At 64.9% G+C, this 24,478-nt stretch carries 31 protein-coding genes and 1 riboswitch; of the genes, 16 read left to right on the forward strand and 15 right to left on the reverse strand.

The annotated features are described in order from the left end of the window. Positions 1 to 248: 248 nt before the first annotated feature. Together IVA81_RS16925 and IVA81_RS16930 are read left to right on the forward strand one after the other, a co-directional pair. On the forward strand, positions 249 to 671 hold the full coding sequence (locus IVA81_RS16925; RefSeq protein ID WP_028140177.1) for a hypothetical protein: 423 nt from the start codon (positions 249 to 251) through the stop codon (positions 669 to 671). A gap of 164 nt (positions 672 to 835) precedes the next feature. Then, on the forward strand, positions 836 to 973 hold the full coding sequence (locus IVA81_RS16930) for a hypothetical protein (protein ID WP_212080336.1): 138 nt from the start codon (positions 836 to 838) through the stop codon (positions 971 to 973). A gap of 38 nt (positions 974 to 1,011) precedes the next feature. Here IVA81_RS16930 and IVA81_RS16935 read toward each other — a convergent pair whose 3' ends face one another. The 3 genes from IVA81_RS16935 to IVA81_RS16945 form a co-directional block, all read right to left on the reverse strand. Further along, entirely contained in the window at positions 1,012 to 1,158 is a 147-nt protein-coding gene (locus IVA81_RS16935; protein ID WP_018318322.1) for a hypothetical protein, read from the reverse strand. Between the two features lie 197 nt (positions 1,159 to 1,355). Further along, positions 1,356 to 1,838, reverse strand: coding sequence for a MaoC family dehydratase (locus IVA81_RS16940; protein WP_247320035.1), 483 nt, complete (start codon positions 1,836 to 1,838; stop codon positions 1,356 to 1,358). Continuing rightward, complete coding sequence (locus tag IVA81_RS16945) at positions 1,838 to 2,290, reverse strand: MaoC family dehydratase (protein WP_247320037.1); 453 nt, start codon at positions 2,288 to 2,290, stop codon at positions 1,838 to 1,840. Before IVA81_RS16945 ends, IVA81_RS16940 begins: the two co-directional genes overlap by 1 nt. Positions 2,291 to 2,468: 178 nt before the next feature. On the opposite strand from IVA81_RS16945, the gene IVA81_RS16950 reads away from it, so the two are divergent. After that, entirely contained in the window at positions 2,469 to 2,765 is a 297-nt protein-coding gene (locus tag IVA81_RS16950) for a DUF4282 domain-containing protein (RefSeq protein ID WP_247320038.1), read from the forward strand. 35 nt (positions 2,766 to 2,800) lie between these two features. Here IVA81_RS16950 and ychF read toward each other — a convergent pair whose 3' ends face one another. The 4 genes from ychF to IVA81_RS16970 all read right to left on the reverse strand — a co-directional run bounded on the left by ychF (position 2,801) and on the right by IVA81_RS16970 (position 5,933). Next, positions 2,801 to 3,898 carry a redox-regulated ATPase YchF gene (ychF, locus tag IVA81_RS16955; RefSeq protein WP_247320041.1) on the reverse strand — a complete coding sequence of 366 codons (1,098 nt, stop codon included), beginning with the start codon at positions 3,896 to 3,898 and terminating at the stop codon, positions 2,801 to 2,803. Between the two features lie 142 nt (positions 3,899 to 4,040). Continuing rightward, positions 4,041 to 4,652, reverse strand: a complete 612-nt coding sequence (gene pth, locus IVA81_RS16960; RefSeq protein WP_247320042.1) for an aminoacyl-tRNA hydrolase — start codon at positions 4,650 to 4,652, stop codon at positions 4,041 to 4,043. 58 nt (positions 4,653 to 4,710) lie between these two features. Continuing rightward, positions 4,711 to 5,421 carry a 50S ribosomal protein L25/general stress protein Ctc gene (locus IVA81_RS16965; RefSeq protein ID WP_247320044.1) on the reverse strand — a complete coding sequence of 237 codons (711 nt, stop codon included), beginning with the start codon at positions 5,419 to 5,421 and terminating at the stop codon, positions 4,711 to 4,713. Between the two features lie 260 nt (positions 5,422 to 5,681). Further along, positions 5,682 to 5,933, reverse strand: coding sequence for an accessory factor UbiK family protein (locus tag IVA81_RS16970; RefSeq protein WP_247320047.1), 252 nt, complete (start codon positions 5,931 to 5,933; stop codon positions 5,682 to 5,684). 167 nt (positions 5,934 to 6,100) lie between these two features. Here IVA81_RS16970 and IVA81_RS16975 point away from each other — a divergent pair, with 167 nt between their 5' ends. The 6 genes from IVA81_RS16975 to IVA81_RS17000 all read left to right on the forward strand — a co-directional run bounded on the left by IVA81_RS16975 (position 6,101) and on the right by IVA81_RS17000 (position 11,804). Next, entirely contained in the window at positions 6,101 to 6,832 is a 732-nt protein-coding gene (locus IVA81_RS16975; RefSeq protein ID WP_247320048.1) for a dienelactone hydrolase family protein, read from the forward strand. Positions 6,833 to 7,036: 204 nt separating this feature from the next. Beyond that, positions 7,037 to 7,882: a prolipoprotein diacylglyceryl transferase gene (gene lgt / locus IVA81_RS16980; RefSeq protein WP_247320050.1), complete on the forward strand. Its 846-nt coding sequence runs from the start codon at positions 7,037 to 7,039 to the stop codon at positions 7,880 to 7,882. A 20-nt stretch (positions 7,883 to 7,902) separates the two neighbouring features. Further along, complete coding sequence (locus IVA81_RS16985; RefSeq protein WP_247320052.1) at positions 7,903 to 9,021, forward strand: SAM-dependent methyltransferase; 1,119 nt, start codon at positions 7,903 to 7,905, stop codon at positions 9,019 to 9,021. Further along, positions 9,018 to 9,785: a peptidoglycan editing factor PgeF gene (pgeF, locus tag IVA81_RS16990; RefSeq protein ID WP_247320054.1), complete on the forward strand. Its 768-nt coding sequence runs from the start codon at positions 9,018 to 9,020 to the stop codon at positions 9,783 to 9,785. Before IVA81_RS16985 ends, pgeF begins: the two co-directional genes overlap by 4 nt. A 258-nt stretch (positions 9,786 to 10,043) precedes the next feature. After that, positions 10,044 to 10,658: a hypothetical protein gene (locus tag IVA81_RS16995; RefSeq protein WP_247320056.1), complete on the forward strand. Its 615-nt coding sequence runs from the start codon at positions 10,044 to 10,046 to the stop codon at positions 10,656 to 10,658. Between the two features lie 192 nt (positions 10,659 to 10,850). Beyond that, on the forward strand, positions 10,851 to 11,804 hold the full coding sequence (locus IVA81_RS17000; RefSeq protein WP_198963774.1) for a ribose-phosphate pyrophosphokinase: 954 nt from the start codon (positions 10,851 to 10,853) through the stop codon (positions 11,802 to 11,804). 116 nt (positions 11,805 to 11,920) lie between these two features. Here IVA81_RS17000 and IVA81_RS17005 read toward each other — a convergent pair whose 3' ends face one another. Then, positions 11,921 to 12,481, reverse strand: coding sequence for a 6,7-dimethyl-8-ribityllumazine synthase (locus IVA81_RS17005; protein ID WP_247320059.1), 561 nt, complete (start codon positions 12,479 to 12,481; stop codon positions 11,921 to 11,923). Between the two features lie 77 nt (positions 12,482 to 12,558). Further along, positions 12,559 to 12,732, reverse strand: a riboswitch (FMN riboswitch). Positions 12,733 to 13,185: 453 nt separating this feature from the next. Between IVA81_RS17005 and IVA81_RS17010 the strand changes: the two genes are divergently transcribed. Both IVA81_RS17010 and proC read left to right on the forward strand, forming a co-directional pair. Further along, positions 13,186 to 13,686: a YbjN domain-containing protein gene (locus tag IVA81_RS17010; RefSeq protein WP_247320061.1), complete on the forward strand. Its 501-nt coding sequence runs from the start codon at positions 13,186 to 13,188 to the stop codon at positions 13,684 to 13,686. A gap of 174 nt (positions 13,687 to 13,860) precedes the next feature. Further along, positions 13,861 to 14,685 carry a pyrroline-5-carboxylate reductase gene (gene proC / locus IVA81_RS17015; RefSeq protein WP_247320062.1) on the forward strand — a complete coding sequence of 275 codons (825 nt, stop codon included), beginning with the start codon at positions 13,861 to 13,863 and terminating at the stop codon, positions 14,683 to 14,685. 96 nt (positions 14,686 to 14,781) lie between these two features. Here proC and IVA81_RS17020 read toward each other — a convergent pair whose 3' ends face one another. The 5 genes from IVA81_RS17020 to IVA81_RS17040 all read right to left on the reverse strand — a co-directional run bounded on the left by IVA81_RS17020 (position 14,782) and on the right by IVA81_RS17040 (position 19,012). Next, positions 14,782 to 15,186, reverse strand: coding sequence for a hotdog domain-containing protein (locus IVA81_RS17020; RefSeq protein WP_247320063.1), 405 nt, complete (start codon positions 15,184 to 15,186; stop codon positions 14,782 to 14,784). Positions 15,187 to 15,319: 133 nt separating this feature from the next. After that, positions 15,320 to 15,622, reverse strand: a complete 303-nt coding sequence (locus tag IVA81_RS17025) for a tautomerase family protein (protein ID WP_256469343.1) — start codon at positions 15,620 to 15,622, stop codon at positions 15,320 to 15,322. Between the two features lie 18 nt (positions 15,623 to 15,640). Further along, a complete protein-coding gene (hisS, locus tag IVA81_RS17030; RefSeq protein ID WP_247320064.1) occupies positions 15,641 to 17,161 on the reverse strand; it encodes a histidine--tRNA ligase in 1,521 nt (506 codons plus the stop codon). Between the two features lie 40 nt (positions 17,162 to 17,201). Next, a complete protein-coding gene (locus IVA81_RS17035; RefSeq protein WP_247320065.1) occupies positions 17,202 to 17,726 on the reverse strand; it encodes a DUF2314 domain-containing protein in 525 nt (174 codons plus the stop codon). 203 nt (positions 17,727 to 17,929) lie between these two features. Next, entirely contained in the window at positions 17,930 to 19,012 is a 1,083-nt protein-coding gene (locus IVA81_RS17040) for a branched-chain amino acid aminotransferase (RefSeq protein ID WP_247320066.1), read from the reverse strand. 339 nt (positions 19,013 to 19,351) lie between these two features. Here IVA81_RS17040 and IVA81_RS17045 point away from each other — a divergent pair, with 339 nt between their 5' ends. Genes IVA81_RS17045 through IVA81_RS17055 form a run of 3 tightly spaced genes read left to right on the forward strand, consistent with a single transcriptional unit; the run spans position 19,352 to position 22,027 of the window. Then, positions 19,352 to 19,891, forward strand: a complete 540-nt coding sequence (locus tag IVA81_RS17045) for a MarR family transcriptional regulator (RefSeq protein ID WP_247320067.1) — start codon at positions 19,352 to 19,354, stop codon at positions 19,889 to 19,891. Further along, positions 19,888 to 20,619, forward strand: coding sequence for a response regulator transcription factor (locus IVA81_RS17050; RefSeq protein ID WP_246922018.1), 732 nt, complete (start codon positions 19,888 to 19,890; stop codon positions 20,617 to 20,619). Before IVA81_RS17045 ends, IVA81_RS17050 begins: the two co-directional genes overlap by 4 nt. Before the next feature lie 19 nt (positions 20,620 to 20,638). Then, positions 20,639 to 22,027, forward strand: a complete 1,389-nt coding sequence (locus tag IVA81_RS17055; RefSeq protein WP_247320068.1) for an ATP-binding protein — start codon at positions 20,639 to 20,641, stop codon at positions 22,025 to 22,027. A 32-nt stretch (positions 22,028 to 22,059) separates the two neighbouring features. Here the strand turns inward: IVA81_RS17055 and IVA81_RS17060 are convergent, their stop codons facing one another. Together IVA81_RS17060 and IVA81_RS17065 are read right to left on the reverse strand one after the other, a co-directional pair. Next, positions 22,060 to 22,590 carry a DUF3617 family protein gene (locus IVA81_RS17060; RefSeq protein ID WP_247320069.1) on the reverse strand — a complete coding sequence of 177 codons (531 nt, stop codon included), beginning with the start codon at positions 22,588 to 22,590 and terminating at the stop codon, positions 22,060 to 22,062. 44 nt (positions 22,591 to 22,634) lie between these two features. Continuing rightward, positions 22,635 to 22,928 (reverse strand): hypothetical protein, encoded by a 294-nt coding sequence (locus tag IVA81_RS17065; protein WP_247320070.1) that lies wholly within the window; start codon positions 22,926 to 22,928, stop codon positions 22,635 to 22,637. Between the two features lie 237 nt (positions 22,929 to 23,165). Here IVA81_RS17065 and IVA81_RS17070 point away from each other — a divergent pair, with 237 nt between their 5' ends. Continuing rightward, positions 23,166 to 23,576, forward strand: coding sequence for a hypothetical protein (locus IVA81_RS17070; protein ID WP_346659395.1), 411 nt, complete (start codon positions 23,166 to 23,168; stop codon positions 23,574 to 23,576). Between the two features lie 135 nt (positions 23,577 to 23,711). Further along, a complete protein-coding gene (locus IVA81_RS17075; protein ID WP_247320072.1) occupies positions 23,712 to 24,416 on the forward strand; it encodes a ribonuclease T2 in 705 nt (234 codons plus the stop codon). Positions 24,417 to 24,478: the final 62 nt, after the last annotated feature.

Below are 24,478 nucleotides of genomic sequence, written 5' to 3' on the forward strand. Positions count from 1 at the left end.
CTCTTTCCCCTCATCCTGAGGGCGCTCCGAAAGGAGCGCGTCTCGAAGGATCGAAGCCCCCGCCGCCAGAACGGCCGCGGCGTTCATACTCCCCTAACCATACGCCACGGCAAAACCCCCGAATGGTCCGCCATTGCCGCATCTCGGCCCATTTGCGGTCAAAATCGGACGCACAGATGAGGAAGCCTCACAGACGTCGTCGTGCGGGGGACACTCGCGCTGCGCTCAACGCGAACAGGGGAATAACGATGAACGCCATGCGTCCGGAAAAGACCGAAGCCGCCGAGACCGAGACGGTCGACACCAACCTTGCTGCCGTCACGGAAGTCGAAGCCGGCATCCGCGACTTCGTCCGTAACGATATCGCCTATCTGCGCCGTCCGGCGGCGACCACGACTGACGCGCCGCCGCTCGACCCGAGCGCGGAAGCCACCGTCACCAACGTCAACTCGCTGATCCAGCGCGTCGCCGGTACCTCGCTCGCCGAGATCGAGAACCTGATCTCGGAGCTTGAGAGCCTGCGCGACCTGCTCCACGCCGAAGGCCAGCGCGTCCAGCGCGAGATCTCGGGCTATGCCCAGCTCAGCCAGGCCGCGATGAAGTCGACCCGCATGATCGCCGACAACGTCGCGCAGTGGAAGCGCGCCGCCGACGGCCTGCGCAACAGCTGATCGCGCCACACCGCATCACTAGCCGCCGCGTTCCGGAAGGAGCGCGGCGGTTTTGATTCAAGGGGGCTCGATGTGGGGACGGAGGAATTTGAACCCTCCGCCCTTCCCCAGCGACGAATGCCAAGCGCCCGTGGCCTGTTCGGCCGGGCCTGGGGACATTTCACATGGAAAGCATTCGGCCCGACACCACGGACCCGATACCGCTACGGCCAGCGCCGAATCAAATCGGCACGATCATGCTGCGCTTTGTCGGACTGTTGGCGGTTGCGATCGCCATCCTGGCGTTCGTCTATAGCCGCTGAGGTGCGGCCGGATGCCGGCCGCGAAAATTAACGGACTCTTACCGGCTCGCGTCGACGGCCGAGGCTTCCAGGGTGTAGGCGCCATCGGCATAGCCCTTCACCACCATGCCGGCGACCAGCATCACTGCCAGCGTCGCGGTCGCGAAGATAAATCCGACAAACTTGAGTGCGCCGCGATCTGCCATGGTCCTCGTCCCCTGTCCTCTGCCAATTCGTTTCAAATAGACAGCGACAGGTTCATAATTAGTTAGCAACTCGATGGTTCCGCCAAACTGCTTCGCGGTAACCATGTTGCGCAGGCTTATGGCAGCCGCCCCAAAACGCGTCCATAGCGCGCGGGCAACACTCGCGCACTCATTTGCCCATTCATCTTGGAACAGATCTAGCCGGTCTTCACGCGCGTCGGCACGAAGGCGCTGGCCGTGATGGAATAGACCTCCTCGCCGCGCTGATTGGTGCCGGTGGTGCGGGCGGTCAGGATGCCCCAGCCGGGGCGGGAGGCGGAGGTGCGCTTGTCGATGATGACGCTGACGTAGTTGATCGTGTCGCCGGCGAGCACCGGCCTGATCCAGCGCAGGTCGCGAAAGCCCGGTGACGGGCCCCACACTGCAACCTCATCGCCGCGCGCCGCGGCCTCGCGCGCCAGACGCTGGCCGTCGGCGACAAGCAGGCTCATGCAGGCCGAGCCGACATGCCAGCCCGACGCGGCGAGCCCGCCGAACAGCGAGTTCTTGCCCTCCTCCTCGTCGAGATGAAAACGCTGCGGATCGAACTTGGCAGCGAAACTCTTGATGGCTTCCGCGGTGAACGCATAGGCGCCGATCTCGCGACGCTGGCCGATCTCGATGTCCTCGAAGAACCGCATCAGACCGTCCCCTCGCGCCGCTTGATCAGGATCGGCGAGGTCATCTCGGCGAGCGCCTGCCCCTTGGCGTTGCGCGCGGTGCATTTGAACGTGACGATGCCGAGCTCGGGCCGGCTCTTCGAGGCGCGCGCTTCCAGCACATCGACATCGAGTGTCAGGTCGTCACCCGGCCTGAGCGGCGACAGCCAACGGACCTCATCGACGCCAGGAGATCCCAGCGAAGCGGCGCGAGTGATGAAACCGTCGGCCATCATCCGCATCATCAGCGAGCAGAGGTGCCAGCCCGAGCCGGACAGGCCACGCAGCATGCTTTTGGCTGCGGCCTCCTCGTCCAGGTGCATGGGCTGCGGATCGAACTCGGCGGCAAAGGCCAAAATCTCATCGCGGCTGACATGACGCGGGCCGAACGTGCCGAACCGGCCGGGCGGGAAATCTTCGAAGGTCAGGGTCATCTTTGGATTGGCTAGCGGAAAGGACAGATTGTGGCCGCACTTTGCGGCAATCTCAACCCGCCGGCCCGCATGGCTCGTGCTACATACGGGGTGGCGTCGGCCTTGAGTCGGATCCATCGAGGGCCAAGATCCGAGTGCCAAGGCCGGTTTGCGGGCCCGATTTGCCCTGGGGAGAGCAATGTTTTCATTCAGCGACCTTTTCCAATGGGACCGGTTCATCACGCCGACGATCATCAAGACCTTTTATTGGCTGGTGATCGCGCTGATCTGCCTGTTCGGCCTCTCCGGCATCTTCTCAGGGCTCGCCGCAATGGCGATCAGCCCGTTCGGCGGCTTCCTGATGCTGCTGTCGTCGATCGCCAGCGTCGTCGTCGGCATCGTGTTCTCGCGCATCCTCGCGGAGCTGATCCTGATCGTCTTCCGCATCAACGAGCATCTCGGCGCGATCCGGGACCAGGGCGGCGGGATGCGGTAGTTCGTCATTCCGGGGCGAGCCCGGAATGACAAGCCTTACGTATTGAACCTGAAATGCATCACGTCGCCGTCGGCGACGACGTATTCCTTGCCTTCGAGCCGGAGCTTGCCGGCATCGCGCGCGCCGGCTTCGCCGCCGAGCGCGACGTAATCCTCATACGCGATGGTCTCGGCGCGAATAAAACCCTTCTCGAAATCGGTGTGGATCACGCCCGCCGCCCCCGGCGCCTTGGTGCCGCGATAGATGGTCCAGGCGCGCGCTTCCTTCGGACCCACGGTGAAGTAGGTGATGAGGTCGAGCAGCGTGTAGCCGGCGCGGATCAGGCGATCGAGGCCGGCCTCCTCCAGGCCCAGCGTCTCCAGGAAGTCGGCTCGTTCTTCACGTGAGATTGTGGCGATCTCGGATTCGATCTTGGCCGAGATGACGACGGCCACGGCGCCTTCCTTGGCGGCCTGCTCCTGCACCGCCTTGGAGAACGCATTGCCCGTTGCGGCCGAGCTTTCCTCGACGTTGCAGACGTAGAGCACGGGCTTCGACGACAGCAAGCCGAGCATCCCGAAGGCGCGCTCCTCCTCGGCCTTGCGCTCGACGAGGCGCGCGGGCTGGCCCTCGCGCAACAGCACCAGGGTGCGGTTGACGAGGTCGAGCTGCTCCTTGGCGTCCTTGTCGTTGCCCTTGGCCTTCTTGGTGAGGTTGTCGACGCGCTTCTCGAGGCTGTCGAGATCGGCGAGCATCAGCTCGGTCTCGATGGTCTCGATGTCGGCGAGCGGGGCGATCTTGCCCTCGACATGGGTGATGTCGGAATCCTCGAAGCAGCGCACCACATGCGCGATCGCGTCGACCTCGCGGATGTTGGCCAGAAATTGATTGCCCAGGCCTTCACCCTTGGAAGCGCCGCGGACGAGGCCCGCGATGTCGACGAAGGTCAGCCGGGTCGGGATGATCTGCCCCGACTTGGCGATCGCCGCGAGCTTGTCGAGCCGCGGATCGGGCACGGCGACCTCGCCGACATTCGGCTCGATGGTGCAGAACGGATAGTTCGCGGCCTGCGCCGCGGCCGTCTCGGTCAGCGCATTGAACAAGGTCGACTTGCCGACATTGGGCAATCCGACGATCCCGCATTTGAATCCCATGGTCTCATCCAGTCTTCGCGCCGGGCGCGTGCGTTCGTTGAAGTCGTCATGCCCGGCCTTGTGCCGGGCATCCACGTCCTTCGCTCCGGGGGGAAAGAAAGACGTGGATGGCCGGGTCAAGCCCGGCCATGACGGAGAGAGATCAGTTCGACTTCTCTCCGTTCTCGTCCTTGGTCAAAAATCCCTTCGCCTGCATGGCGAGATGGACCCTGTTGGCGAAGGTCGCGTCCGTGCCCTTGGCAACCAGCGCCGCGTGCTCGGCCACCGCCTCGCACAGCGTCGCCACCCAGTCGTTGTCGGCCTTGGCGAAGTCCGACAGCACGTGGCCGTGCACCAGTTCCTTGACGCCGGGATGACCGATGCCGAGACGCACCCGGCGATAATCGTTGCCGATATGCGCCGAAATCGAACGCAGGCCGTTATGGCCGGCGATGCCGCCACCGATCTTCACCCGCACCTTGCCCGGCGGCAGCTCGAGCTCGTCGTGGAACACGGTGACGTCGCCAGGAGCGATCTTGAAGAAGCTTGCGGCTTCCTGAACGGCACGGCCGGAATCGTTCATGTAGGTCGTCGGCTTGAGCAGGATCACGCGCTCAGGTCCGAGCGTGCCTTCCGAGGTCTCGCCCTGAAAACGACGGCGCCATGGTGCGAAACCATGACGCCGCGCGATTTCGTCGACGGCCATGAAGCCGACATTGTGCCGGTTGCGTGCGTATTTCGCGCCGGGATTGCCGAGCCCAACAAAGAGTCGCATGACGCGGCGCGCCCCTCGCTCGGCGCGCGGTCAGGGACCGCGCGCCAGCTTTGAGAGATTACTTCTTCTTGTCGCCGCCGGCGGGAGCCTTGGCAGCCGCGGCAGGCGCAGCAGCAGCCGGAGCGGCCGCACCAGCCGCCGGAGCAGCCGCGGCAGCACCCGGAGCTGCAGCCGCAGCCGCGGCCTTCTGCTCTTCGGCGTAGCCTGACGGCGGCACGATGGTGACGAGGGTCGCGTCCTCGCGGGTCAGCGCCTTCACGCCGGCCGGCAGCTTGATATCAGCCAGATGCAGGGAGTGACCGATTTCGAGCGAGCCGACGTCGGCCTCGATGAATTGCGGGATGCTCTCGACGCCGCATTCGAGCTCGATCGCATGCGCGACGATGTTGACGGCGCCGCCGCGCTTCACGCCGGGCGAACCTTCCGCCTTCACCACGTGCAAGGGCACGCTGATGCGGATGGTGGCACCTTCGCCGAGACGCATGAAGTCGACATGGATCGGGAAATCCTTGACCGGATCAAGGTGATAGTCGCGCGGAATGACGCGGTGCTTCTTGCCGTCGAGGTCGATGTCGACCAGCGTGGTCAGGAACCGGCCGGCGAGGATGCGCTGGCGCAGTTCACGATCGTCAACCGAGATCGGAAGCGGGGGTTGCTTGTTACCATAGATCACTCCGGGCACTTTCCCGGCGCGACGCTCAGCCCGGGCGGCCCCCTTGCCGCTCTTCGGACGTGCGGTCGCCTTCAATTCCTTGACGGTCGTCGCCATGTCGTTAAGTCCTTGTTTTTGCAAAAGTTAATGGGCCGCAAGGCGGCCCATGGCATACGCCGCAGCAAGCCTCCAGGGGTGCGGGGGCCGCGGACGTGGCGGGCTTTTACCCGGAAGATGCGGAAATGACAAGGAGAATGGGCTGCCGGAAGGTTCCGGTTAGCCCCCTTGTAGCCCGGATGGAGCGGAGCGCAATCCGGGAAGGTCTTGGAGTGCGGCTCCCCGGATTCGCTCCACTCCATCCGGGCTACAGAACCTCGTTACCCGCCGACCTTGGCCTCCAGCGCCGCGATGCGCGCTTTCAGCGCCTCGTTCTCCTCGCGCGCCAGGCGCGCCATGTCCTTGACTGCCTCGAACTCCTCGCGCTTGACCAGATCCATGTCGCGCAGGAATTTTTCGGCCTGAGTGCGCATGACCGTGTCGAACTCGCGCTTGACGCCCTGGGCGGCACCGGCGGCATCGTTCATCAGGCGGCCGATCTCGTCGAAAAACCGGTTGTTGGTCTGGGTCATTTCGGTCTCCTGGCGGCCTCAGATTAGCTTTGCGCGAACTCTCGAAAAGACAATGGCAATCCGATTGAACCGGTTCAAGTGCCGATCGGCGGTATCCTTGTCATGAACCGGTTTCCTTGCAATCGTATTCAACGTCCCGGCATAAGAAGAATCACAAGGCGCATGAGATGATCGAGCAGCAGATCGCGGTCCCGACCAAGGACGGTCACACCGCAACCTTCATCACCCATCCCGAACGTGGCGGGCCGTTCCCAATCATCCTTTTCTACATGGACGCGCCGGCAATCCGCGAAGAGCTGCGCGACATGGCACGCCGGCTCGCGACGTCAGGCTATTACGTGATGCTGCCAAACCTCTATTACCGCTCGGGCGCGATGGAGCTGGGCGCGCTGCCGACCGACCCGAACGCGCCGGAGCGCAAGCGCATGTTCCAGCTGATGGGGTCACTCACGATCCCGATGATCATGGATGACACCAGGGCGTTGCTCACCTATGCCGAGGGCCAGTCGGCCGCGAACACTAAAATCGTCGGCACCGTCGGCTATTGCATGAGCGGCCGCTACGCCATCAACGCCGCCACCCATTTCCCCGACCGCGTCAAGGCCGCCGCCTCGGTCTACGGTGTGCAGCTCGCAACGGATCAGGACGACAGCCCGCATCTGGCCGCAGGCAAGACCAAGGCCGAACTCTATTTCGCCTGCGCCGAGACCGATGTCTATGCGCCGCCGGAGATTATCGAGAAGGTCAAAGAGGGCATGAAAGGCGCGAAAGCCGAGGTCGAGATCTATCCCGGCACGCATCACGGCTTCGCCTTCCCCAAGCGCCCGGTCTATCACCGCGACGCCGCCGAGCGGCATTGGGAGCGTCTGCTGGCGCTCTATCGCCGCAACCTCGTGTGAGCGGTATGGATCGGCGCATCCGCGAATTCGGTGCACCTCTCCCGCTTGCGGGAGAGGTCGCGCTGAAAGCGCGGGTGAGGGTTTTCTCCTCGCTGGCAGTCTTCCAGTGGAGATACCCTCTCCCCTACCCTCCCCCGCAAGCGGGGGAGGGAGCGCAGCTCCGTCGGAGCCGCAGCTTGCCCATCAAACTTTAGAAACAAGGCGATGCCCTTTCTGCTCATCGACTTCCCCGCCTTCAAGCCGATCGCGCTCGAGATCGGCCCGTTCGCGATCCGCTGGTATGCGCTGGCCTATATCTGCGGCATCGTGTTCGGCTGGCTCTATGCGCGCGCGCTGCTGAAGAACGAACGTCTGTGGGGCGGCCCCGCGCCGATTTCGCTGCTCCAGGTCGACGACTTCATTCTCTGGGTCACGCTCGGCATCATCCTCGGCGGCCGCACCGGCTACGTGCTGTTCTACAATCTGCCCTTCTTCATCGATCATCCCGCCGCGATCTTCAAATTGTGGGAGGGCGGCATGTCCTTCCACGGCGGCTTCCTCGGCTGCGTCGTTGCGGTGATGTGGTTTGCCTATCGCAACAAGATCCCGATCCTGTCGCTTGGCGACATCACCACCGCGGTCGCCCCGGTCGGGCTGCTGCTCGGGCGCATCGCCAATTTCATCAACGGCGAATTGTGGGGTCGCGCCACCGATGCCAGCCTGCCCTGGGCGATGATCTTCCCCAACGATCCCACGCAGCTGCCGCGTCATCCGAGCCAGCTCTACGAGGCCGGCATGGAGGGCATCCTGCTGTTCACGGTGCTCGCGATCATGATCCGCTTCGGTGCCCTGAGGCGGCCCGGCATGATCCTCGGCGCCTTCATCCTGATCTATGGCCTGACCCGGATCGCCGGCGAGCATTTCCGCGAGCCGGACGCGCAGCTCGGCTTCCTCTGGGGCGGATTAACCATGGGGATGCTGTTGTCGATCCCGATGCTTATCGTCGGCACCATACTTATTGTATTGGCGGTCAGGCGCGGGGCGCCGAAGCCCCTCGAGGCCATTCGTTAATTCCTTTCGAGAAGATAGCCGTGACCGAACAGCCGCTGCTCAACGAGATCAAGGCGCTGATCAAATCCTCAGGCCCGATGCCGGTCTGGCGGTACATGGAACTGTGCCTGATGCATCCGCGCCATGGCTATTACGTCTCGCGCGATCCGCTCGGGCGTGAGGGCGACTTCACCACGGCGCCCGAGGTCAGCCAGATGTTCGGCGAGCTCTTGGGACTGTGGACCGCCTCGGTGTGGAAGCAGATGGGCTCGCCGCAATTTTTGCGGCTGATCGAGCTCGGCCCCGGCCGCGGCACCATGATGGCGGACGCGTTGCGGGCGCTCCGCGTGCTGCCGCCGCTGTACCAGGCGCTCCATGTCCACATGGTCGAGGTCAATCCCGTGCTGCGCGAGCGGCAAGGTGCGACGCTGTCCGCCGTGCGCAACATCGACTGGCACGACAGCATCGACGACGTGCCGGAAGGACCGAGCATCATCCTCGCCAACGAATATTTCGACGTGCTGCCGATCCACCAGATGGTGAGGCTCGAGAATGGCTGGCATGAGCGCGTGATCGAGATCGATCCCAACGGCAAGCTTCAATTCGGCGCGGCGCCGGAGCCGACGCCGCGCTTCGACGTGCTGCTGCCGTCCTTGGTGCGCGCCGCGCCGGTCGGCGCTGTGTTCGAATGGCGGCCCGACGGCGAGATCATGAAGCTTGCCACGCGCGTGCGCGACCAGGACGGCGCGGCGCTGATCATCGACTACGGCCATCTGCGCAGCGATGCCGGCGATACGTTCCAGGCGATCGCACGCCACACCTTCGCCGATCCCTTGAAGGCGCCGGGCCAGGCCGACGTCACCGCCCATGTCGACTTCCAGGCGCTGGCGCGTGCGGCCGAGGATGTCGGCGCGCGCGTGCACGGGCCGGTGACGCAAGGCGACTTCCTCAAGCGTATCGGCATCGACACAAGGGCCGCCGCCTTGATGCAGAAGGCAACGCCGGAAGTGGCCACCGACATTTCGATCGCCCTCAAGCGGCTGACGGACAGTGGGCGCAGCGGCATGGGCTCGATGTTCAAGGTGCTCGGCATCTCCGAGCCGCGGCTGACCGGCATTGCCGGCCTCAGCGATCTCGAGCAGGCCGGAGACGCCTCATGACGTTCGCTTCGTCGCTGCTGTCGGCCGTGCCCGGCCTGCGCCATGCCTTCTTCACCCGCGAGGGCGGCGTCTCCAGCGGCATCTATGCCGCGCTGAACGGCGGGCTCGGCTCCAACGACGATCAGGCCCTTGTCGCGGAGAACCGCCGCCGCATGGCCGAGCATGTCGGCGTCGCGCCGGAACGCTTCCTCAGCCTGCACCAGATCCATTCACCCGACGTGCTCGTCGCAGATCGCGCGTGGCCGAACGGGCCGCGGCCGAAGGGGGATGCGCTGGTGACGAAAACGCCCGGCATTGCACTCGGCGTCTCCACCGCCGATTGCGGGCCGGTGCTGTTCGTCGATCCCAACGCGCGCGTGATCGGCGGCGCGCATGCGGGGTGGAAGGGCGCGCTGACTGGCGTGCTGGAGGCGACGATCTCCGCGATGGAGAAACTCGGCGCCACGCGCGGCGGCATCATCGCCGCGATCGGGCCGCTGATCCGCCAGGAGAGCTACGAGGTCGGCAACGAGTTCGTCGCACGCTTCATCGAAGCGGATGCGGACAACGCTGTCTTCTTCATTCCGTCGGTGCGCGAGGGACACGCGAGGTTCGATCTCGCCGGCTTCATCCGCAAGCGGCTGGACGCCGCCGGCATCCTGATGATCGACGATCTTGGTGTGGACACCTACGCCGACGAGCGCTTCTTCAGCTATCGCCGTTCGGTCCATCGCAAGGAGCCGGATTACGGTCGTCACGTTCACGCGATCGCGCTTGAAGCGTGAGGTCTCGTGCCCCGGACGCGGCGCAGCACGTAAGTGATGCGCCGCAGAGCCGGGGCCCACGTCTCCGCGATCTCGATCTCACCGGCCTTCTGGGTCCCGGTTCAGCGCAGCGGCACTACGCGCCGCAGCGCGCCCGGGACACGAAACCTCCGATGTGACGCATACCCAGGCAGCAACGCCCGAATTCCTGTGGTCCCCCGTTTGTGTCGCCCCCGCCCTAGACCTTAATCGATTTTAACGATATCGCTGCCCTCCATAATGAGGGACGCGTCATCCATCTTGCGCCGCGCGGGCTCGCGCGTGCTGGCGGTCATGCTGCTGGCGGCTGCGACCGCGCTCGGCGGCTGCGCCGGCGGCGGCGGCGCAGCCAACTCCTATGCCATGGCGCCGAGCGCCGGCAGTGGGGCGACGGTCGCCTTCGAATCCATCGACGGCCCGCCACCGCAGGTATTCGACCGCATGGTCGGCGTGCTCGACAGCGAATCCAAGCTGCGCAGCCTGTCCGTCGTCTCCCGCGAGGGCACGGCCGCCTACCGCGTGCGCAGCTACCTTTCCGCCCAGGTGGTGCGCGGCAAGACCGTGATCGCCTGGGTCTGGGACGTCTACGACGCCAACCAGCAGCGGGCGTTGCGCCTCTCCGGCGAGGAACCGACCTCGGCGAAGGCTGGACGGGATGCATGGGCGGCAGCCGACGATCTGGTGCTGCGGAAGATCGCCCAGGCCGGATTCAGCGGCCTTTCCAACATGATCAACGGAACGCCGGATGCTCCTGGCGCAGCTCCAGGCCTGCGGGGACCGGCGGTGGCGACCGTTATTCCGGCCGCGCCCGCGCCGGACATGCCGGCCTCAGCCCTCGGCTATGCCGAGCGCTAACCCCCGCTAAACCACGGCCTCAAGTCGCGGCCAAGCCGTTGGCCCGACTCAGGATTTTCGGAGGGAAAACGTATCATCCCGGGTTGCCATTGCAGCCTCGCGCCTGATATTTCCTCGCCCGTCGTAACCGTGCTTCCAGTGGGATCTGAGATGTTGAACGTCGTGTCCAGCAAAGCGCGGGAGGAAGCGTCCATGTCGGCCAAAAACGGCTCTATCAAGCTCGTCGCCGGCAACTCCAATCCGGCCCTCGCCCAAGCCATTGCGCAAGGCCTCGACCTGCCGCTGACCAAGGCGGTGGTGCGGCGCTTCGCCGACATGGAGATCTTCGTCGAGATCCAGGAGAACGTCCGCGGCTCGGATGCCTTCATCATCCAGTCGACCTCGTTCCCCGCCAATGACCATCTGATGGAGCTGCTGATCATTACCGACGCGCTGCGCCGCTCCTCGGCGCGCCGCATCACCGCGGTGCTGCCCTATTTCGGCTACGCGCGGCAGGACCGCAAATCGGGCTCGCGCACGCCGATCTCGGCCAAGCTCGTCGCCAATCTGATCACGCAGGCCGGCGTCGACCGCGTCATGACGCTCGACCTGCATGCCGGCCAGATCCAGGGCTTCTTCGACATCCCGACCGACAACCTCTACGCCGCGCCGCTGATGGTGCGCGACATCAAGGACAAGTTCGATCTCTCCAAGACGATGGTGATCTCGCCCGACGTCGGCGGCGTGGCCCGCGCGCGCGGCCTTGCCAAGCGCATCAACACCCCGCTCGCCATCGTCGACAAGCGCCGCGAACGTGCGGGCGAGTCCGAGGTCATGAATGTGATCGGTGATGTCGCCGGCTACACCTGCATCCTGATCGACGACATCGTGGATTCCGGCGGTACGCTGGTGAACGCGGCCGACGCGCTGATCGCCAAGGGCGCCAAGGACGTCTACGCCTACATCACCCACGGCGTGCTCTCCGGCGGCGCGGCCGCCCGCATCACGAACTCCAGGCTGAAGGAGCTCGTGATCACGGACTCGATCCTGCCGACCGAGGCAGTGACCAAGGCGCCGAACATCCGCACGCTGCCAATCGCCAGCCTCATCTCCGACGCGATCGCGCGCACGGCGGCCGAAGAGTCGGTGTCGAGCCTGTTCGACTGATTTTCGTTTCCGGTCTCGTAAGGTGGGCAAAGGCGCAAAGCGCCGTGCCCACCTTTTTTTTGTTGCACGAGAAGAGGTGGGCACGCTTGCGCTTTGCCCACCCTACGGCAGTCTGCCTAGCCCACAATCCCCGCAGCGACCTGGCCGCGCAGACGTTCGAGGCCAAGCAATGTCTCCGCGCAGGCGGCCGCCACCTCGACACCCTTGATCGCGAAATGCTTGCGGAAGAAGTCGTAGTGCACCTCGGTCTCGTGGAATTGCTGCGGCGTCAGCACGGCTGAGAATACCGGCACCTCGGTGCGGAGCTGCACGTCCATCAGCGCCTTGATCACGGTGTCGGCGACGAACTCGTGGCGGTAGATGCCGCCGTCGACGACGAGGCCCGCCGCGACGATCGCGGTGTAGCGCCGCGTCTTGGCGAGGACCTGCGCGTGCAGCGGGATCTCGAACGAGCCCGGCACCTCGAAAACGTCGACATGGGTGAGGTGCCGCGCCTCGGCCTCTCTCACGAAGGCAATGCGGGCCGCCTCGACCACCTCTCGATGCCAGCAGGCCTGCACGAAAGCGACCCGCTGCGGCTTTGCGAAGCGCGGGTGCTCGGTCGCCGGCCCCTGCGGAACCGGCGGTTGGACGACTTGGGACGTTTCGGCTTGGGTATCTTGCAACATCTGATTCATGGCTTTCCTCGGTTTAAGGACCAGAATCAGGGCACACGGAACGACAAACAGCCGCATCTTGCGATGCGTCTGCCACCGACCGTTCTCTTTCATCCGGACTTTGACCGTCGGCTTCGGAATTGCACCGAATCTGCTGACCCTTCCCTTCAGCAAAATCCTTCTCAGGAAAAAGCCGGGGGAAGGCGCTCGCGGGCTTAGGCCTTTCGGCCCTTACCGCCGGTGGGGACTTTCACCCCGCCCTGAGAACATCGGCCGCCCGGGATGAACGGCCTGCCGGGAAATATGCAGCCCTCGCGCGGTCGCGGCAAGCGTGTTCCGCATGGGCAAATCGCATGGTCCCATGCCATCGCCGTGGGAGTGGCCCTCGCCGCACGGAATTAACGATTGCCTCCCTCCCCTGGATCCGATTCCGGTTTGTTCTCCTCCATCCGGATTGGGGACTCCCGGCGTTAAGAATTGTGGCGGAGATGAGCTGTGGACGAACGAGTCCTGGCTTGTGGACGGACTCGGGACCCCGTTGCGCAGATTCCGCAAATCACATCACTTGATCCGCGACAGGCCCGCGCTGATCCAAGGGGATCGCAAGAGCGACACCAAGGGATCGCAGCAGCGTTTCCGAGGGGATTGCTAGCGACGTTGAGGGAGTTCGCCGGGCCAGCCGCGTGCGTATCAAAGACAACAAGAAGGCAAGAGGTCGAGACGGCATGTCCCTGCTCGAAGGCACTATCGATTCCAAAAGCCATCCGCTCGCGGTGGTCGAGGATATCGCTGCCAGCAACAACTGGCCGTTCGAACGCTCCGGCGAAGACGAACTCACGATTGTCTCGAAGGGACAATGGACCGACTACCAGCTCTCCTTCACCTGGATGGGCGAGATCGAGGCGCTGCATCTGGCCTGCGCCTTCGACATGAAGATTCCGACTGCGCGCCGCGGCGAGGTGCAGCGGCTCGTCGCCGCCGTGAACGAGCAATTGTGGGTCGGCCATTTCGACCTGTGGACCACCACCGGCATGGTCATGCACCGCCAGGCACTGGTGCTGCCGGGCGGACTTACCGCCTCGACCGCGCAATGCGAAGCCATGCTCGCCGGCGCCATCCACGCCTGCGAGCGCTACTTCCCGGCGTTCCAGTTCGTGGTGTGGGCCGGCAAGACCACGACCGAGGCGATGGACGCGGCGATGTTCGACACGGTGGGAGAGGCGTAAGGGATCGCCTCTCTCCAGCATCGTCCCGGACGAGCGAAGCGAAGATCCGGGACCCATACCGCGTGATGCCGCTTGTGGCACGCGGCTTGTTGCTAACACCTCCATCCGTTAAGACCACTCGTGGTTATGGGTCCCCGCTTTCGCGGGGACGACACCGAGCTTGTGGTAGCAGCGATGACAAACAACACGCTCCAAAACATCACCGGCACCATCCTGCTCGCCGGCGCCGGCAAGATGGGCGGTGCGATGCTGACCGGATGGCTTTCGGGCGGGCTCGACCCGCGCCGCCTCGCCGTGATCGATCCGTTCATCTCGCCGGAGATCACCGCGCTTGCCGCCAAGGGCGTTGCGCTCAATCCAGACATGAAGACCGTCGGCCCGGTCGAGACGCTGGTCGTCGCGGTGAAGCCGCAGATGTTCCGCGAGGCCGGCGCCAAATTGAAGGCGTTCGTCTCTGACAAGACCTCGGTCGTCTCGATCATGGCGGGAACCACGATCGCATCGCTCCAGGAGGTCTGCGGCGGCGCCGTGGTGCGCGCGATGCCGAACACGCCGGCCGCGATCGGCCGCGGCATCACCGTTGCGGTCGCGGCAAAGACCGTCAGCAGCGCACAGCGCGCGGTGGCCGATGCGCTGCTGCGCGCCACCGGCTCGGTCGAATGGGTCGACGATGAAAGCCTGATGGACGCGGTGACTGCCGTCTCCGGATCGGGCCCGGCCTATGTGTTCCTGCTCGCCGAGGAGCTCGCGCGCGCCGGCGTCGAGGCCGGACTGCCCGAGGCGCTGGCGACGAAGCTTGCGCGCGAGACCGTTGCCGGCTCCGGCGAGCTGCTGCACCAGTCGGAGCTGCCCTCCGCGACGCTGCGCCAGAACGTTACCTCGCCCGGCGGCACCACGGCCGCAGCGCTCGGCGTGCTGATGGGCGAGCCCGGCCTGCGCGATCTCATGATCCGCGCGATCGCGGCGGCGACGAAGCGGTCGCAGGAATTGGCGAAGTAAGACGGTGCAGTAGGGTGGGCAAAGCGAAGCGTGCCCACCAATTCATTCGCGTTTCCGGAGAGATGGTGGGCACGGCGCTCCGCGCCTTTGCCCACCCTACGATGTCGAGCCAGCCCCCAGCCGCTTGTTGAACATCTCGACATTGACAAGCCCGCGCGCGTGGCGGCCTTCGCCGAGCTTGCGTGTGCCCTCGAACGCCTCCACCTCGAAGCGGATGACGAGGCGCTCGACCGCGACCACCTTCGCGGTGGTCCGCACCGTCGCGCCGACGAGCGCGGCTGCGAGATGGCGGATATCGACCTCGGTGCCGACGGTGACCCAACCCGGCTGAAGCGCGGCGCGGATCGCGTCACCCGACGTCATCTCCATCTCCAGGATCATCATCGGCGTCGCATAAACAAAAGGCATGCCGGACACGAAATGCCCGACCGTGCGCTCCACTGGGACCACCAGCGTGCGCTCTGCGCTCATGCCGATCGTGATGAAGTCGCGTGCGTCCATGGTGCTTGCTCGTCATTCCGGGGCGCGCGAAGCGCGAACCCGGAATCCAGAGATTGTCGATCGAGATTCCCCAATGCGCCATTGCGCATTGTGGTTCAGCCCTGATGGGCTGCCCCGGAATGACGCTAACGCGTCACTTCTTCGCAGCCGCCGCGCGCTCCACGAACGTCTTGCCGCCCTTCATCTTGTGGCGGAGCGGGGCTTCGTTGATCTGGATGACGACGGCATCGGCATCGACGCCGAGATTCTTCACCAGCGCCTGGGTGATGTCGCGCATCATGCCGGCCTTCTGCTCGTCGGTGCGGCCTTCGGCCATGCTGACAGTGATCTCAGGCATCGTCTTCTCCCTGCTGTTCTCGTCATGGCCGGGCTTGTCCCGGCCATCCACGTTCTTCTCATCAAACAAGACGTGGCTGCCCGGGACAAGTCCGGGCATGACGGCTTGGCGGAATGGCTATCCCCAGTTTACGTCATGGCGGGCCAAGACCTCGCGCACCTTGGCGACGAGATCGGCTTCGCTGCACGAGAACTGCGCCGGGCGGCTCTCGCGCCATTCCTGGTTGGAGGCGATCGCGGCCGCCGCCTTGGCGCCTTCGATCAGATCCTTGATCTGCAGCTCGCCGCGCGCCTTTTCATCCGAGCCCTGGATGATCACGCACGGTGAGTTGCGGCGGTCGGCATATTTGAGCTGGTTCCCCATGTTCTTGGGATTGCCGAGATAGAGCTCGGCGCGGATGCCGGCGGTGCGCAAGCTTGCGACCATCTTCTGATAGTCGGCGACGCGGTCGCGGTCGAACACGGTGACGACGACGGGGCCGAATTCGGGCCGCGTGTCGAGCTTGCCGAGCAGCGTCAGCGCGGCCTGCAAGCGCGACACGCCGATCGAGAATCCGGTTGCCGGCACGGGCTCGCCGCGGAAGCGCGAGACGAGGCCATCGTAGCGCCCGCCGCCGCCGACCGAGCCGAAGCGCACCGGGCGGCCCTTCTCATCCTTGGTCTCGAGCAGGAGTTCGACCTCGTAGACGGGGCCGGTGTAATATTCGAGGCCGCGCACGACGGACGGATCGATCTTGATGCGGTCCGCACCGTAGCCCGACGCCGTGACAAGCTTGGCAATCTCTTCCAGCTCGCTCACGCCAGCCTGACCGACTTCGCTCTTAGCAAGGTAAGTCTCTGCGGCGGCGATGGCCTCTTTCCAATCGTCGCGCGGTTTGGTGATGGCGAGAACGACATCAGCCTCCTCCGCGTTCAAATTGGCGCCTTTCGTGAAGTCGCCCTTGCCTTCTTCGCCGCCGTCCCATCGTCCCGGGCCGAGCAATTTGCGCACTTCATCGGCAGAAAACTTGTCGAGCTTGTCGATCGCGCGCAGCACGGTGAGCCTGCGTGCAGCGTTCTCGGCGCCGCCGAGCCCGATCGCCTCCAGCACGCCGTCGAGCACCTTTCGGTTATTGACCTTCACAACGTAGGAGCCGCGCGCGATGCCGAGCGCCTCCATCGTATCCGCAGCCATCATGCAGATCTCGGCATCCGCCGCCGGCGTCGCCGAGCCGACCGTATCGGCATCGAACTGCATGAACTGGCGGAAGCGGCCGGGGCCGGGCTTTTCGTTGCGGAAGACGTAGCCGACGCGGTAGCTGCGGTAGGGCAAGACCAGCGCGTCGGTGCCATAGCGCTCGCCGACATAGCGGGCGAGCGGCGCGGTCAAATCGTAGCGCAAGCTGATCCACTGCTCGTCGTCGTCCTGGAACGAGAACACGCCCTCGTTCGGACGATCCTGGTCGGGCAGGAACTTGCCGAGCGCGTCGGTGTATTCCATCGCCGGCGTCTCGACGGGCTCGAACCCGTAGAGCTCGTAGACGGCGCGGATCTTCTCGACCATCTCGCGCGTCGCCCGGATCGCTGCGGGGTCGCGATCCTCTAGCCCGCGCGGCAGGCGCGCCTTCAGTTTCTGGGGTTTTTTGGATTTCTCGGCCATGCGCGGCGTTTACCAGCCGGGGCACGAGGCGGCAACTGCCCTACGGCTGCTCCATCCGCGCCCGGAGCGCGTCGGCGTCGGCTTTCGGCATGGATTTGAGCAGCGGCTTGATGGTTTCGCCGCCGACGATCTTGCCGTTGCGCATGAACATCCAGTCCGAGATGTCGGCCTCAACGAATTTGACCTCTTCGCCTGCCCGCTTGCCCGGCAGGTCGCGCGGCTCATTGGCGAACACGCCGGAATAGCTGCCGTTGGGCAGCTTCTTGATTTCGGCGATCCAGATGTGCTCCCCGCCCTTGCGGGTGGAAAAGTGCGCTTTGAGGGAATGCCCGGTCTCCGACGGCTTTGGCGCGTCATAGGAAGCCCAGAAGGTCGGAATCGTGCCGCGAGCGCGCGCGATCGCGGCATTCATCTCGGGATCGGCGGTGCGCACGTCGACGACCGGGGAGCGGTCTTGCGCGACCACCTCGTGCGTGGGGCCGATGGTCAGGATGCCGAAGACGGAGACGCCGGCGATTGCGGCGAGAACGACCCATTTCATCGGTGGGGAGAGCTTAGCTGCCATGATCGCGATATCCAGGATGACTCGATGTATCCTGGCTTTGTCGCGGAGTTATGGCGGTGCGTTCATGGAGTTAGATGCCGCGACGTTCCCCGGATGCTGCGCAGCGCGCCGCCTCTTGGCGGCGTGGTGCGCTGCTGATCCGGGGTCCAGCCACTGGCACTCTGGGTCCCGGCTCGCGCTTTGCGCGTCCGGGACACGAGGCCTCAAAACACCTTGCGGATCCAGTTGTGCGGATCGTTGGTGCGGCCATACTGGATGTCGACGAGCTGCTTGCGCAGGCCCATGGCGACGGGACCGGCGGCACCGCCGCTGATCTCGAAATCTCCGCTCACCGAGCGCACCTTGCCAATCGGCGAGATGACGGCCGCCGTGCCGCAGGCGAAGGCTTCCTTGAGCTTGCCGGAGGCCGCGTCCTTGCGCCATTGGTCGAGCGAGTACGGCTCCTCGCGCACCGTCTTGCCGGCATCCTTGGCCAGCGCGATGATGGAGTCGCGGGTTATGCCGGGCAGGATAGTGCCGAGCGGCGGTGTCGAGAGCGAACCGTCGTCGAACACGAAGAAGACGTTCATGCCGCCGAGCTCCTCGACGTAGCGGCGCTCGACCGCATCGAGGAACACGACCTGATCGCAGCCATGCTGGATCGCTTCAGCCTGCGCGCGCAGGCTCGCGGCATAATTGCCGCCGCATTTGACGGCGCCAGTGCCGCCAATTGCTGCGCGCGTGTAATTCTCCGACACCCAGATCGAGACCGGCGCAGGTCCGCCCTTGAAGTACGATCCCACGGGCGAAGCGATCACCGCAAAGATGTATTCGGAGGACGGCTTGACGCCCAGGAAGGTCTCGCTCGCGATCATGAAGGGACGCAGGTACAGGCTACCCTCGCCGCCCGGCATCCAGGCGCGGTCGATGCGCACGACCTGCTCGACCGCCTCGATGAAGACGTCCTCGGGCAGTTGCGCCATCGCCATGCGATCCGCCGAATCCTTGAAGCGCCGCGCATTGGCGTCGGGGCGGAACAGGTTCACGCCGCCGTCGTCCCGCTTGTAGGCCTTGAGACCCTCGAAGATCTCCTGGGCGTAGTGCAGCACCGCGCCGGCCGGATCGAGCTGGAAGTTGGCGCGGGCCTCGATCCGCGCCTCGTACCAGCCGCCCTTGGCCTGATTGTAGCGGACGATCGCCATGTGATCGGTGAAGACCCGCCCGAAGCCGGGATCCATCAGCTTGGCCACACGGTCCTTCTCAGGAGTCGGATTGGATGCGGGCTGGATGTCGAATGTCATGGTCATGTCCTTGGCTCCCGCTGCCGGTATCGGCGCTGTTCTGGCGCCGGCCCGCCCTGTTTCGGGCCGGCTGGCTTCATTAGGTGTCTGGCTGAACCACCGCCAGCCTTGTTACGGCCGGTTTCCCGTGGCCAGCATGTCGCCGAGGACATGCTTTTGCGGAACGCGGAAGTCCAGTATGTTTTGCCGAAATGCCGCTCGACAATCGCACGGTAGACCTGCTTCGGCCGTCGTCGCCTGTCCGGCTCTTTCCGCCGTCCCTGCTTCGACGCCACCCGTCGCGAAACGATCTAAAATTTCGTGCGGGTCGATCGTTTTGTAACATTGAACCCAAGATACGTCAATATGCCTGACATAAATTTCGCGACTTCCTCTCACGACGCCGCCGAGCCCAAGCCGGCCGCAGACGATGGAGGCAATTTGCGCTGGGATATCATCGAGCTACTGTTCTTCGCCTATCGCGACTTCGTCGGCGATCCCGACCAGGAGCTGGAGGCTTTCGGCTTCGGCCGGGCTCATCACCGGGTCATGCACTTCGTCTTCCGCTATCCCGGCCTCAAGGTCGCCGATCTGCTGGACGTTCTGCGCATCACAAAGCAGTCGCTCGGCCGCGTGCTCAAGCAGCTCCTGGACGAAGGCTACATCGTGCAGAAGACCGGCGACAATGATCGCCGCCAGCGCCTGCTCTACGCGACGCCGAAGGGCGAAGCGCTGGTGCAGAAGCTGGCCGGGCTGCAGACCACGCGGATCACCAAGGCGCTCGCCGAGATCAGCCCGCAGGATGCCGAGACCGTCAAGCGCTTCCTGCGCGCGATGATCGATCGGGACGATCCGGACAAGGTGCTCGAGACGATCTTCGCTTCCGTCAACAACGCCAAGGAGTGACCGTGCCGCTCGCTGCCACTCTCGCCCGCCCGCCGGCGCGCCCCGCCGATGACGCGCCGCATTTGCTGCTCGTCGACGACGACCGCCGCATCCGCGATCTGCTCTCGCGCTTCCTCGCGGCAGAGGGCTACCGCGTCACCACCGCCGCAAGCGCCGGGGATGCACGATCGAAATTGCTGGGTTTGCATTTCGACCTGCTGATCCTCGACGTGATGATGCCCGGCGAGACCGGCTTCGATCTCGCCCGCTTCATCCGGACATCCTCCTCGGTGCCGATCGTGATGCTGACGGCGCGCCATGAAGCTGAGGCCCGCATCGAGGGCCTGCAAATCGGCGCCGACGACTACGTGGCCAAACCGTTCGAGCCGCGCGAGCTTGCGCTGCGCATCAACAACATCCTCAAGCGCGCCGCCCCGCCGCCGCAGGCCGCGACCGTGGAGAAGATCGCCTTCGGTCCCTACATCTACCATCTCGATCGCGGAGAGCTGCGCCAGGGCGAGGAGGTCATCCACCTCACCGACCGCGAGCGCGAGATGCTGCGCATTCTCTCGGAGACGCCGGGCGAGACCGTGCCGCGCAGCGCGCTGACCGGCAATGGCAGCGTCAATGAACGCGCCGTCGACGTGCAGATCAACCGCCTCCGGCGCAAGATCGAGACCGACCCGGCCAATCCGCTGTTCCTTCAGGCGGTACGCGGCATCGGCTACCGGCTGGTGGCCTCGCCATAACGCAAGTGAAGCGCGCTAGATGAGCACGATCGATACCGGCCTGACGCTGCTCCGAAGCGCCGCCGGCCGCGTCTCCGCCGTCAATGGCTGGATGGGCAATGCGTTCAAGGGCTGGATGCCGACCGGCCTCTACGCCCGCGCGCTCCTCATCATGATCGTGCCGATGGTGGTGCTGCAATCGGTGGTCGCCTTCGTGTTCATGGAGCGGCACTGGAACACGGTGACGCGCAGATTGTCCGCCGCGGTGGTGCAGGACATCGCCGCGCTGATCGACGTCTACAAGGGTTATCCGCAGGACCGGGACCGCGACCAGATCCGCCGCATTGCCCAGCAGCGCCTCGGCCTCGTCGTCGATTTCCTTCCCGCCGGCGACATGCCGCCGCCGGGACCGAAGCCGTTCTTCTCGCTGCTCGACCAGACGCTGTCGGTGCAGCTCGGCCGCCAGATCGGGCGCTCGTTCTGGATCGACACGGTCGGCCGCTCCAATCTGGTCGAGATCCGCATCCAGCTCGACGATGCCGTGATGCGCGTGTTCGCGCAGCGCAGCGCCGCCTATGCCTCCAACTCGGAGATCTTCCTGTTCTGGATGGTCGGCACCTCGTCGATCCTGCTGATCGTCGCCGTGCTGTTCCTGCGCAACCAGATCAAGCCGATCCTGCGGCTTGCGGATGCCGCCGAAAGTTTCGGCAAGGGCCGCGAGGCGCCGAACTTCAGGCCGCGCGGCGCGCGCGAGGTGCGACGCGCCTCGGTCGCCTTCCTCGAGATGAAATCGCGCATCGAGCGCACGATGGAGCAGCGCACCGCGATGCTCGCCGGCGTCAGCCACGATCTGCGCACCATCCTGACCCGCTTCAAGCTGGAGCTGGCGCTGATCGGCGACAGTCCCGAGCTCGAGGGGATGCGCAAGGACGTCGACGAGATGTCGATGATGCTCGAGGATTACCTCGCGTTTGCGCGCGGCGATTCCGGTGAGCAGTCGCAGCCGACCGACATGGCGCAGGCGCTCGAGGAGTTGCGCGGCGACGCCGAACGCCACGGTCATACCGCGACCGTTGCCTTCCACGGCCTGCCCGTCGTGACAGTGAAGCCGGCCTCGTTCAAGCGCTGCCTCGCCAACCTCGTCACCAACGCGGCACGCTACGGCAAGAGCATCGCCATCACCGGCCAGCGCGATCACCGCTATTTGACCGTCACGGTCGACGATGACGGACCGGGCATCCCCGCGCATTTGCGCGAAGAAGTGTTCAAGCCGTTCCTGCGGCTGGACAATGCCCGCAACCAGGACGAAGGCGGCACGGGCCTTGGCCTCGCCATCGCCCGCGACATCGCCCGCTCGCACGGCGGCGACATCACCCTCGGCGACAGTCCGATGGGAGGACTAAGGGCGAGCGTGCGGATTCCGGTGTAGGGGAGAGGGGGAGAACCGTCCGAGTTGCCGCATTACTTCGGCAACAGCGCCTTCAGCTTGTCCATGTCGCGCACGTTCATCTTGAAGCCGCCGGGCATCACGATATCGCCGGGCTTCTGGTCCGGCTTGCAGGCCCCTAGCCATTTGGCTTGCAGCGTCATGGTGTTATCGCGGCCGGCCGCGCCTGCGACGCCGCCTTGCGCGTGCGAGGAGGTCTTCACCGTGTAGGCCGAGTTGAAATCGCCTGATATCTCAGCATGCGAGGTCGTGTTGACGCCGGCGACGTTGCACTCGGAATCGCTGACATAGCCGGTCGCGGTCTTCTTGATCTCCTGCTTGGCGCAAATCTGCTTGGCCATCGGGGAGACGTTGTTGCTCATCTCCTTGTCGACGGTCTCGTCGGTGCAGTGCTGCATGGTCATCTCGGGCACCGGCGAGCCTGATGTGACCAGCTTCATTTCCCAAAGGCCGGCCTTGCGCACCGGCAAATCGTCGGCGCTGGCGCTGGCTGCCGACACCACGAGACAAGCGGCCGAGCCGAGCAAAGCGAGTTTGCGCGTCATGAGGGAGGCTCCCGGCTAAGAGAATGCGGCGTTACGACAACGCCTCAGTACAGCGTGCGGATCGGCTGGTCGGCGGCGCCATAAGGCACCCAGCGGCAGGAGAACGAGATGTAGCCGCCCTCATAGGCCTGCACCGCCAGGAATTTGACCACCTTGCCGTAGCGCGCGCAGTGATCGACCGCGGCCTGTCGCGCATCGACCTGGGTGGCCATGGAATAGGCGATGATGCCGCCGGTGTCGTTACCCTTGAAAGGCGGCACCGGAAGGATGTCGGCGCGCGCCGACTGGCTCGCCATCATACCCAGGGCAAGAAGGCCCGCGGCCGCAATGATTCGCATTCCCGTCATCTCCAATTGGCTGACCTCCAGTCTACGGTGCCGGGATGGAAGTGAAAAGAACGGAAACCCTGCCGACCGCGACGTTGGGGGCAACTCCTGGCGAAGTGTTGCCGCGCTGCACTTGACCTCCCCCGGCCTTCGCGGCACCGTTCGACCTTCGCAAGACTTTAGCTGTCCGGATGACCCATGCGCACGCCCTCCCCGAAATCGCTCCGCTTTGCCGCCGTGCTCGGCCTCATGTTCGGGGCGCTGTCGCTCGGTGAGGCCAGGGCTGCCAATCCCCTCGAGCTGAATTTCTGGCTGAGCGGACCGCGCTATGACGGCGCCGTCGCCGAGTGCGACAGGGCGCTGCCGACGATCGCCACCCAGTTCTGGGAAAAGGAAAGCTCGTTCTGGAATTCCTCGCTGAAAATCACCGGCTTCTCCGCCGTTCGCGAGACCGCGTTCCGGCCCTGGCAGTCCGACAACATCCCGCGCCGCTTTTGTACCGGCGAGGCCATGCTCAATGACGGCAAGGTGCGCAAGGTGCATTTCTCGATCATCGAGGATGGCGGCTTCGCCGGCTACGGCAACGGCGTCGAATGGTGCGTGGTCGGGCTCGACAGCAACTGGGCCTATAATCCGGCCTGCCGCGCCGCCAAGCCCTAATTCTAAGAGCCTTAATTCGACGAGCCCTGATTCGGGCCTGTCAGGGCGGTCGGCAACCGCCGCCTGAATTTTGTTCTTGAAATGTTCTTGCTGCCTGCTAGGCTTCAGTGCACAGTCTAGTTGAGGGGCGTTGCCATGTTTCATTCCAGATTGCATTCGTTCTCCCGCCTGGTGATCTCGCTGGCCCTTTCCCTGATCCTTGCAGCGGGCCTGGCCTCGTTCGCCGGTGACGCAAAGGCCCAGGACAAGCGGCAGAACGCGCCGGGCGAGTTCGACTTCTATGTGCTGTCGCTGTCGTGGTCGCCCTCGTTCTGCGAGGAGGCTGCCGAGCGTGGCGGCCGCTCCCAGATCCAGTGCGGCGGACGGCCTTACGCCTTCGTGGTGCATGGGCTCTGGCCGCAATATGAGAATGGCTTTCCGGAATATTGCCAGCGTCCCGCGCCGCGACTGAACCGCAGCATCGTTTCCTCGATGCTCGATTTGATGCCGGCGCCGGGCCTGATCTTCAACGAATGGGACAAGCACGGCACCTGCTCCGGCCTCGAAGGGCGCAGCTATTTCGAGACGATCCGCAAAGCGCGCGCCGCGATCAAGATTCCGGCCGAATATCTCGAGCTGTCGCAGGCCAAGACCGTGGCGCCGGCGGAGGTCGAGGAGGCCTTCATCAAGGCCAATCCGGGGCTGAGCAATATCGCCGTCTCGGTCACCTGCAACCGGACTCGGCTCTCCGAGGTCCGCATCTGCCTCAGCAAGGACCTGCAATTCCGCGCCTGCGACGAGATCGAACGCCGCGCCTGCCGCCGCGATCAGGTCACCATGCCGCCGATCAGGGGCGGGTAGCTTCACGAAACAGGCCGCCGCACGTCATGGCCGGGCTTGTCCCGGCCATCCACGTTTCACGA

The sequence above is a fragment of the Bradyrhizobium sp. 141 genome (genome assembly GCF_023074055.1).
Lineage (GTDB): Bacteria > Pseudomonadota > Alphaproteobacteria > Rhizobiales > Xanthobacteraceae > Bradyrhizobium.